This is a genomic window from Acinetobacter sp. YH16051, from assembly GCF_013417135.1.
Lineage (GTDB): Bacteria > Pseudomonadota > Gammaproteobacteria > Pseudomonadales > Moraxellaceae > Acinetobacter > Acinetobacter towneri.
This window is the reverse complement of record NZ_VPEN01000010.1, coordinates 78,394-87,879: the sequence shown is the minus strand read 5'-3', so window position 1 is coordinate 87,879 and position 9,486 is coordinate 78,394. Positions and strand designations below refer to the sequence as shown.

9 protein-coding genes and 4 tRNA genes are annotated in these 9,486 nt (G+C 43.2%); all 13 read right to left on the bottom strand.

Features of this window, described 5'->3' with window-relative positions:
* Positions 1-757: elongation factor Tu (locus FTV41_RS09965; protein WP_179996502.1), on the bottom strand; the 757-nt coding region annotated here is incomplete at its 3' end.
* Positions 758-905: 148 nt separating this feature from the next.
* A tRNA-Thr gene (locus FTV41_RS09960) sits at positions 906-980 on the bottom strand.
* Between the two features lie 14 nt (positions 981-994).
* Positions 995-1,070, bottom strand: a tRNA-Gly gene (locus FTV41_RS09955).
* Between the two features lie 36 nt (positions 1,071-1,106).
* A tRNA-Tyr gene (locus FTV41_RS09950) sits at positions 1,107-1,190 on the bottom strand.
* A 55-nt stretch (positions 1,191-1,245) separates the two neighbouring features.
* Positions 1,246-1,321, bottom strand: a tRNA-Thr gene (locus tag FTV41_RS09945).
* A 98-nt stretch (positions 1,322-1,419) separates the two neighbouring features.
* A complete protein-coding gene (gene trpE, locus FTV41_RS09940) occupies positions 1,420-2,913 on the bottom strand; it encodes an anthranilate synthase component I (protein WP_167845714.1) in 1,494 nt (497 codons plus the stop codon).
* A 152-nt stretch (positions 2,914-3,065) separates the two neighbouring features.
* Entirely contained in the window at positions 3,066-3,737 is a 672-nt protein-coding gene (locus FTV41_RS09935) for a phosphoglycolate phosphatase (protein WP_179996501.1), read from the bottom strand.
* 61 nt (positions 3,738-3,798) lie between these two features.
* Entirely contained in the window at positions 3,799-4,449 is a 651-nt protein-coding gene (locus FTV41_RS09930) for an FHA domain-containing protein (RefSeq protein ID WP_179996500.1), read from the bottom strand.
* A 69-nt stretch (positions 4,450-4,518) separates the two neighbouring features.
* Positions 4,519-6,774, bottom strand: coding sequence for a type II secretion system secretin GspD (gspD, locus tag FTV41_RS09925; RefSeq protein ID WP_104852930.1), 2,256 nt, complete (start codon positions 6,772-6,774; stop codon positions 4,519-4,521).
* Between the two features lie 60 nt (positions 6,775-6,834).
* Positions 6,835-7,674 (bottom strand): type II secretion system protein N, encoded by an 840-nt coding sequence (locus tag FTV41_RS09920; protein WP_167845711.1) that lies wholly within the window; start codon positions 7,672-7,674, stop codon positions 6,835-6,837.
* Entirely contained in the window at positions 7,674-8,414 is a 741-nt protein-coding gene (gene gspN, locus FTV41_RS09915; RefSeq protein WP_096901906.1) for a type II secretion system protein N, read from the bottom strand. Before gspN ends, FTV41_RS09920 begins: the two co-directional genes overlap by 1 nt.
* A 162-nt stretch (positions 8,415-8,576) precedes the next feature.
* Positions 8,577-8,903, bottom strand: a complete 327-nt coding sequence (locus FTV41_RS09910; RefSeq protein ID WP_004975751.1) for an H-NS family nucleoid-associated regulatory protein — start codon at positions 8,901-8,903, stop codon at positions 8,577-8,579.
* Between the two features lie 145 nt (positions 8,904-9,048).
* On the bottom strand, positions 9,049-9,480 hold the full coding sequence (locus tag FTV41_RS09905) for a thioesterase family protein (RefSeq protein WP_096901909.1): 432 nt from the start codon (positions 9,478-9,480) through the stop codon (positions 9,049-9,051).
* Between the last annotated feature and the right edge of the window lie 6 nt (positions 9,481-9,486).

Here is a 9,486-nt window from a genome sequence, read left to right as displayed (position 1 = left end):
TGTCTTTGATACCAACGATTTCAACTTCTTCGCCTACTTTCACGATACCAGTTTCTACACGGCCAGTTACTACTGTACCACGACCAGAAATAGAGAATACGTCTTCGATTGGCATTAAGAATGCTTGATCGATTGCACGTACTGGCTCTGGGATGTAAGTATCAAGCGCTTCAACAAGAGCAACTACAGCATCTTCGCCATATTGACCTGATTCACCGTTAAGTGCAGCAAGTGCTGAACCACGGATTACTGGAGTGTCGTCGCCTGGGAAGTCGTAAGTAGAAAGAAGTTCACGAACTTCCATTTCAACTAATTCGATTAACTCTTCGTCGTCTACGATATCGCATTTGTTTAAGAATACGATGATGTAAGGTACACCTACCTGACGAGAAAGAAGGATGTGTTCACGAGTTTGTGGCATTGGACCATCAGTCGCTGAACAAACAAGGATCGCACCATCCATCTGAGCAGCACCAGTGATCATGTTTTTAACATAGTCGGCGTGACCTGGGCAGTCTACGTGCGCGTAGTGACGAGTTGGAGAGTCGTATTCTACGTGAGAAGTATTAATTGTAATACCACGTGCTTTTTCTTCTGGTGCAGAGTCGATAGCAGCGTAATCTTTCGCTTCACCACCAAACTTACGTGCACATACTGTAGCAATCGCAGCTGTTAAAGTTGTTTTACCATGGTCAACGTGACCGATTGTGCCCACGTTAACGTGTGGCTTATTACGTTCAAACTTAGCCTTAGCCATGTTCATCTTCCTCGTTTACGTCGAACACAATGCTGAGTAAAACTCTGCCCCGACATATCGCCTAAAAAACTAGACACCTAATACTTGAAAAGCAGACTAATAAGCCTGCTTTTTGAAAATCTTGTGCGAATAATCGCTAAACTGTATCTGGAGCTCTTATCGAGATTTGAACTCGAGACCTCTCCCTTACCAAGGGAGTGCTCTACCACTGAGCTATAAGAGCGACAAATCCTTCGATGGAGCGGGAGACGAGGATCGAACTCGCGACATGCAGCTTGGAAGGCTGCCGCTCTACCAACTGAGCTACTCCCGCATCTATGTTGGTAATTACCACTTCTATCGAAGTTAATGGTGGTGGGAGAAGGATTCGAACCTTCGAAGCTTACGCGGCAGAGTTACAGTCTGCTCCCTTTGACCGCTCGGGAATCCCACCATTTTCACACTTACTCAGTGTTCGTTCTTTACTTAACAACTCGAACTCTCTAAGATGGTGCCGGCACACGGATTCGAACTGTGGACCTACTGATTACAAGTCAGTTGCTCTACCAACTGAGCTATGCCGGCGTTTCTTAGTGTTTCGTACGTTTCGTATCGGAACGGTGTGCAGTTTAGCAAAACTTGAAATCCGTGCAAGTGTTTTTTTCAAAAAAAACGCTAAAAACTCATAAAATCAATCCATTTGATGATAATTCAACCGCTTTGATCACTGCGCGAGCTTTTATTTGGGTTTCATTCCATTCAGATTCAGGATTTGAGTCCGCAACTAGACCTGCGCCTGCCTGTACATAGACCTTATTTTGACGAATAACACAGGTACGAATCGCAATCGACATGTCCATTTCGCCATGCCAGCCTAAATAACCAACAGCGCCACCAAAAACACCACGTTTTACAGGCTCAACTTCATCAATAATTTCCATGGCACGAATTTTTGGTGCACCCGAAAGCGTCCCTGCAGGGAAAGTTGCCTGAAAAACATCCAAAGCATCGACATCATCGCGCACTTCACCTTGCACATTGGACACAATATGCATCACATGCGAATAACGCTCGATCACCATTTGATCAGTCACTTGTACTTTACCAATTTTGGCGATACGCCCGACATCATTACGCCCCAAGTCAATCAGCATTAAATGTTCGGCAATTTCTTTTTCATCCGACAATAAATCTTGCTCAAGCGCTAAATCTTCTTCTTTGGTTTTACCGCGCGGGCGTGTACCTGCTAAAGGACGCACGGTGGCAATGCCATTTTCTAAACGTGATAAAATTTCAGGTGATGAACCGACAATATGAAACGGCTGATCATCACCTAAAGTTTTGCCTTGCACCAAGAATAAGTACGGCGATGGGTTGAGATGACGTAAAGCACGATAAACCTGCAACGGCTCACCATCAAAATCTGACACCATGCGATGCCCAGGCACTACTTGCATAACATCGCCTGCACGAATGTATTCTTTGACGGTATCAATGGTCGCCAAGAATTTTTCTTTGCCTGTAAGCGATTCAAAATGTGGTGGCGTATGTTTTTCTGCTTTTAGGCTAATCGGGGTTGCTAAAATTTCTTCTAGTGCATCGAGTTGTTGCTGCGCCTGAGTATAAGCATCTGCCTGCGCCGCATCAGCATGCACAATTAAGAACAAGGTATCTTTTAAGTTATCAAATACGATGACTGTTTTAGACAACATCATCCAAATATCAGGTAAACCGACTGGATCTTCTGCAGGCACATTCTTTAAACGAGGTTCGATATAACGCACTGCATCGTAACCAAAATAACCCACCAAACCACCTGTAAAGCTTGGCAATTCAGGCAAGTCGGCTTGTGTAGGTACTTTAAATTGCGCCTGAAAATCGCGGATATACTGAAACGGCTGCGCACAAGTTTGTTTTTCGATTGAACCATCGGCGTGTTGGATGGTGAGTTCACCCGCATTGCAGGAGAAAACTGTAGATTCACCCAAACCAATAATTGAATAACGCGCCCAGTTTTCACCGCCTTCTACAGACTCAAACAAATAAGCTTGTTGATGCTGCTTCAAACGCGCAAATACCGACAATGGAGTTTCGGTATCAGCCAAACGCTGGCGATATACAGGAATGAGGTTGTAGCCTGCTGCTTTAAGTTGTTCAAATTGAGTCTGAGTGGTCATGTGGAGCTCTCTATATTTCGATGTAGCAATGTTTTCGATAAGACGAAGTGAAGGACGGTTGTAGATTGACTAGCGTCGCCATCGAAATATGGGCATTACAGCCTGACTCATATTGATATCCTTTATAGCAATTAGCGCGAAGTTTTAAGCACTTAAATATTTAACAATTCAGTTAAATTATCCACAATTTGTTGTGGCTGACAATTGGCAATCGGCTCACCATGATTATAGCCGTAGCTGACTACAATACAATCAATCCCCGCTCGACGCGCGGCTTCAACATCATTAGAAGAATCACCAATCATCAAGACTTGAGACTTCTCCACCTGATAATGCTCAACACAATGCAGCAATTGACGCGGGTGTGGTTTACGCTCCTCAAAGCGATCTCCACCAATCACATCATCAAAATAGTGTTGCATCTCTAATGCTTCAACAATGGCACGAGCTGGCTGCTCAGGTTTATTAGTCACACAAACTAAGGTTTTTTGTTGTGCTTTTGCCCAGTCCAAAAATTCAATAATGCCCGGGAATGGTTGTGTGTCGATACACGGATCGGCATTATAAATTTCTAAGAAGGTGTTCAGTAGCTGTTGTTGCTGTTCAGGGTGAACTTCGCCCATTAAGTGCGATAAGACACTATTGCAAAATACCGCAGTTCCCTTCCCCACCCAAGTTCGCACTTGCTCCAATGTTACCAAAGGCAGTTGCAGCGCATTTAAACTCATGTTCATGGCGCGGTATAAATCTGTCGCAGAATCGACCAAGGTGCCATCTAAATCAAATAAAATGACTTGACGCGTATCAAGCTGAGTAATAGACATTCTCCCCCCTAAATGAACAAAGGCATGCGTTCGCATGCCTTGATTGTAAAGCAAAGGCTGCTTATTTAAACAATAGCCAAGCCAAAACCGCCAAAATCACCAAAACAATCAGTGAAATCAAACCAACAGAGGCATTTTTCTGTTGTTCTTTCTCTTGTTCCACACGAGAAACAGGCTCCTCGACAGGCACAGGTTTTGGCTCTGCTGGAACTGCATGAATATCCACACCTTCTGGAATAGGTGCTGGTTTCGGCACTGCCACGCCTTGCGGCATACCATCTCGGTTTAATTGAACAGAACTGTCACGTTGATTCAATTCAGGCATTCCCTGCTCATTCATTTGCTGTGCAGGTGTTTTTTCTGTTTGCGCTGTGACTTTTTCTGCAGTTTCAGCAACATCAACCGCATGCTCTAACTCAACCGCAGGCGCAAGTACCGAAAACTTTAAGCTGGCAAATTGGACGATATCACCTTCTTTAAGTAAGGTTTCATCGGCAATGCGTAAATCATTTACAAAAGTGCCGTTGGAAGAATTTAAATCTTGCACATACAGCGCTTGTTCTTTAAGTAAAAAAGCCGCATGTTTACGTGAAATTTCTGCCGATTGCAGCACCAAATCTGCACTTTGATGACGCCCCACCAACATATCACGGTCGATACTAATTTCTTGGCCAGTAAATTCACCGCTAATTGCTTGTATTTTCCAAGTCATAAATAACTTCTCTCGTGTGATTTGGCGACATCATAACATGCCCTCAACCACAATCTGCGCAGGATACGATTAAGGTGTAGCGCGAATTGTGGTCGTAGTGACTGTATTTTTAGTTTTGCTGACTTCCTGCTGCGGCAAAACTACGTTTTGGCGCTGTACCGCAGGCTCAATCGCAACAGGGGTGCTCACCACCGTTGCTGTGCGGTTTGCAGACACTGCTGATGGTAAGGTTTGATAAGTTCCTGTTTGCGGCGCCACTCGAGATACAGGCAAACGCTGCTGATAAACATCGCTAACATTCTCAGGCAGTTTAGCAAAGCTACCATCGGCATCCATTGCCAACTGAAGGCTATACAATTGGCTATAACGCTGCTGCGAAATACGGCGAATATCCTGACTATCTCCCACAATGGTTGGGTGAATAAAAATCAATAAATTACGTTTTTGATTAGATTGACCATCGGAACGGAATAAACGCCCCAACCCTGGAATAGCACCCAAACCTGGCACAGCCTGACGACTATAAACCGAGTTATCAGAAATTAAGCCACCTAAGACAATGGTTTGTCCGTGCTCGGCCAAAATAGAAGTTTTAATTGCGCGTTTGCTGGTGACTAAATCCTGCGCCTGACCTTTATTGGCTTTGACATCTGACACTTCTTGTTCAACTTCCAAGCGTAGTGTTCCGCCTTCACCAATATGTGGCACGACTTTTAAAGTAACCCCGACATCTTTACGTTCAATAGTGGTATACGGATTTGCCACACCACCATTGGTAGATAATGAACCTGTTACAAAAGGAACGTTTTCACCAACCACAATATAGGCTTCTTCATTGTCCATGGTCACAATAGATGGCGTAGACAATAAATTGGATTTGGTTTTTTCCTTCAAGGCCTGAATCATCGCACCATATAGCTTGCGTGAACCATCACGACCTTCACGATAATCACCCAACACCAATGACGTACCTGCACCAATCGCACTGCCTGCGCCTGCTGCACCACCAGTTAAATAGCCTGCAGCAACATTTTTTAAACTTGCACCAATATTGTCAAAATTAATTAGACCGATACCGCTGCTTAAATCGCCCAATGCCCACTGCACACCCAATTGGTCGGCATCGGTACCTTCCACTTCTATAATCGCAGCTTCAATCAACACTTGTTGACGACGGGTATCTAGTTGCTGAATGGCCGATTCAATTTCACGCATCAACTGCGGATCGGCTTTGACCACCAAAGCATTTTGCGAGCCATCGGCAATAATACTGACACCATTACCATTAAAACTGGTGATGTTGTTTTGATTGTTGCTATTCGAGCTGCCACCCAAATTAATACTTGGGGTGGAAATAGTCGATGAATTACCTGTGTTGTTATTGGTGCTGCTTAAATTACTAGCACTGTTGTTGTTACTGTTGCTATTTGCATTAGAGCTGCTGCTCACCGCCTGTCCTGAAACCAGACCTTGCAATATTTCTGCTAAATTCTGTGCACTGGCATATTTCAAGCGAAAAACTTTCAAACCACCCAAACGATCTGCCGCAGGCACATCCATCATTTCAATCATTTGACGAATGCGTTTACGTGTTGCGGTATCGCCTTTGATGATAATACGATTGGTACGGTTGTCCGCCACAATACGCACACGCGAACCTTTAACATCTTTCGCTGCCCCTGTCGAACTCATCGACTCAAGCAAGCCAATGACTTCTTCGGCTTGACTGGATTGCAGGCTAATCGCTTCAATGTCATTTTGCCCCGTACCATCTAGGTTACGAATAATGCTTTCTAACTGATAAATGTTACTGGCACGATCAGACACGATTAGAGCATTGGTGCCCCCGACCGCAGACAAATGCGCAAACTGCGGCATGAGCGGACGTAAAGCAGGAATCAGGTCATTGGCATTGGTATTTTCTAGCCAAATCACTCGCGTTACAATTTGGTCACCACGCGCATTTTGACGACCATCATAGGGAATGCCTGAGCTTTTTACATTGCTGTCAGGTACAAGGCGAATGGTATTGCCTGATGGTATTGCCACCACACCATTCACATTCAATACGCCTAAAAACAGGTCATAGACTTCATTTTTATTCAGGGCTTTGTTGGAAATCACCGTGACATTGCCACGCACACGCGGATCGACTGCAAAGTTCTTGCCCGTAATATCGGCCACTTCATTAATAAATGCAGTTAAGTCCGCATCACGTAAATTAATTTTCCAGGTTTGCGCATGACTTGCAGTACTCACCATTGCAACAAGCGGTGCAGCAGCCAGTAATGCCCAAAATGGACGCTCATGATTCAATAAAGCCATAATCTACTGTGTTTCCTAACCCTAAATATGTCTCTGCATGTGGTTACGATGCCGATCCATTTAAAAATTTTGTTGTATGGTCATCACTTGATCACCACGTTTTATTTCTAATCTCACTTGACCTTCACGACGTGCCTGTTCAAGCAATTGTGCATCGCTTTGCCCTTGCCCAACGTTTTGACCATTTAAAGACAAAATACGGTCACCTGGCTGTAAACCCAGTTTATTTCTTAAAGCGGCAGGCGTACGTGTAGTGACTTCATAACCATTGCCCGTATTTGCTTCAACACCCATCTCTTTTAAGTATTGTTCGCGATCTTCCTGTATGCGCTGCACTGCCTGTCCAATGGCATTATTCGGTTGTGCGGACTGCGTAGGTGCAGTTACAGGAGCTTGATTACCACTTGGAATTAAAGGTGCGATAGGTTGATTTAAACCATTTTCAATACCTTTAAACAATACTTCACGCGTCGCGCCACTGCTATGACGTAAAATCACCCGATCCCAGTAGACTTCTGCCAATTGGTACTGACTCAAATCAATCACATCACCCACACGGTAACGCTCTGCCACCTCATTCACTTTAATGACCGCAGAAGAAAACTGACTCGGCTGCCCAACCACTACACCTTGCAAAGTCATATTTAATTGATCATCGGCAGTGTTGCTGCGCCCAAGTTCTTGAAACAATGCAAAGGAGGTAATATTCGGGATTTGTGGTTGCTGTGAACCCAACTCCACCCGATCAATTTGCATGACTTGGGGCGGCGCAACAACCCACCAAAATAAACTCGCCAGTTTCCAACACAGATACAAAATCAAAAAAGCTAAAAATACTGGCGCAGCACGATCAAACTGCTTCCAGTGCAAATTCCCTAATCGTTCAGAGAGTGTACGCATTAGAAACCTCCTTTTAATAGAGGTTGGCGAGTGCTGATCACATAGGTATCTAAGCCCGCTTTGCCTTCATAAGAGGCGATATTCATCAATAAGCGTTGCGTGAGTTGCACATCTAGCATCAAGCTTTGATCAAGCGCAATATTCAGCATTTTTTGTTCACGTTGATCGCGAATATCAAATAACAGTTTGCCATTTTCATCGGACAAACTGCCTTTTAACGCAGGGATATTCATACGGTCTTGGCGCTGAGCAAAACGATACAGCAATTCGCCACCCGCCCACTGCAGTTGTCCTTTGGCTTTGGTGAAGCCTTGCTGTTTTTTAAAATTCAAATGAATGTCTTTGAGTTGAATCGCATTACTTGGCCACTGCCAATCCACAATACTTTTTAAGGTTTCTGGCGCAACTTGCCCATCTAAAGATTGCACCAAGACGCTACCAAAACGATAGCCAACAATGCCTTCGAGTTTAGTATTGCCACTATGCACTTCAACATCGGCAGCGACACGCAATAAAACTAAATCTAAAGGACGTGTATTCCAACTTAAAGAACCACGTAACTGTCCCTTATGCCAATCGGCTTGCCCCTTCCAGATATTGCCACTCACATTATGTAAGGTCTGATTATTTTTATAAAATTTTGAAATTAACCACGCTGCTGGAATTTGTAATAACACAAAAAACAAAAATGCAATGAGGGCGAAAATCCACCACGTGATGTATTTGGGTTTCTTTATCATGCCACCACGACCAACCTTACTAATTTTTCTATGAATGACTTTTTATAACACTCACACATTATGCACACTTTTTCGGCGTCGCCAATTGATACAGATAAAAAAACCAAGCCGTATTGCTTGGTTTTTGAACTCTAAGTCAAATCAATGACAAATTGATGAAGCTTAGATTAGAAAATCTTCAAGTTTTGCGCCTTTTTCTAATTCAGCGACTAACCAGCGTGGTTTTTTACCACGACCAGTCCAAGTATCTGTAGAATTGATTTTGCTACGATAACGTGGCGCTACAGTTTTACGTGGGCTTTTCTTACGCTTGCTTTCGCCAACTTCCAAAATCTGCTCAATGCTTAAACCCAAATTGTCTGCAATCGCTAAAATTTGATTATAGGCATCTTCAATTGCTTGATCTTTTTTCGTGGCAATTAATGCTTCCGCTTCAGCTTGTAAACGCTTTAACTGTTCTACAGACAAATTGCTAATATCAGGCATCATACTTACTCCAAAAACTATGCTTTTTATATTCAGTTATTAAATTAAGCAGATTCATTCTATTTTTATCAAACCGAAGCGTCAATAAAAAATCTACTACTCTACATATAAATAACAGTCGGACATATTATGAACTGATTATTAAGATTTAATCAAGAATATGCTGTACGGTTTTTTCTATTTTATGAATACCCGCGCGTACATTTTCAGGGATTAAGGTTTTTTGCATATTGACGCGATCTACACATACAATCACCGCATCTGCCTCTGCCACCACCATTTGCTGTGCTTCACTGTGGATTAAATAATGCATACGCATGGCACTATTACGCAATTCTTCTACCCGAACGCCAATTTTTAAAATATCAGGATAAACCACAGGACGTATATATTTGCACTGATTTGAGGCAATCACAGTCAAAACATCTTGCTGTAAAATTTTTAAATGGTCTAAATAATATAAACGCGCACTTTCAATATAACGGTAATAGATCACATTATTGACATGCCCAAAAGCATCCATATCTCCCCATGCAACACGCTGCTCAAAAACAATTGGATAATCTGCTAGTGTTAACACAACTCA

Coding starts and splice junctions, on each gene's coding strand:
- trpE (WP_167845714.1), bottom strand. CDS start 2,913: ATGACCACTCAGACTCAATTTGAACAACTTAAAGCAGCAGGCTACAAC.
- FTV41_RS09935 (WP_179996501.1), bottom strand. CDS start 3,737: ATGTCTATTACTCAGCTTGATACGCGTCAAGTCATTTTATTTGATTTA.
- FTV41_RS09930 (WP_179996500.1), bottom strand. CDS start 4,449: ATGACTTGGAAAATACAAGCAATTAGCGGTGAATTTACTGGCCAAGAA.
- gspD (WP_104852930.1), bottom strand. CDS start 6,774: ATGGCTTTATTGAATCATGAGCGTCCATTTTGGGCATTACTGGCTGCT.
- FTV41_RS09920 (WP_167845711.1), bottom strand. CDS start 7,674: ATGCGTACACTCTCTGAACGATTAGGGAATTTGCACTGGAAGCAGTTT.
- gspN (WP_096901906.1), bottom strand. CDS start 8,414: ATGATAAAGAAACCCAAATACATCACGTGGTGGATTTTCGCCCTCATT.
- FTV41_RS09910 (WP_004975751.1), bottom strand. CDS start 8,903: ATGATGCCTGATATTAGCAATTTGTCTGTAGAACAGTTAAAGCGTTTA.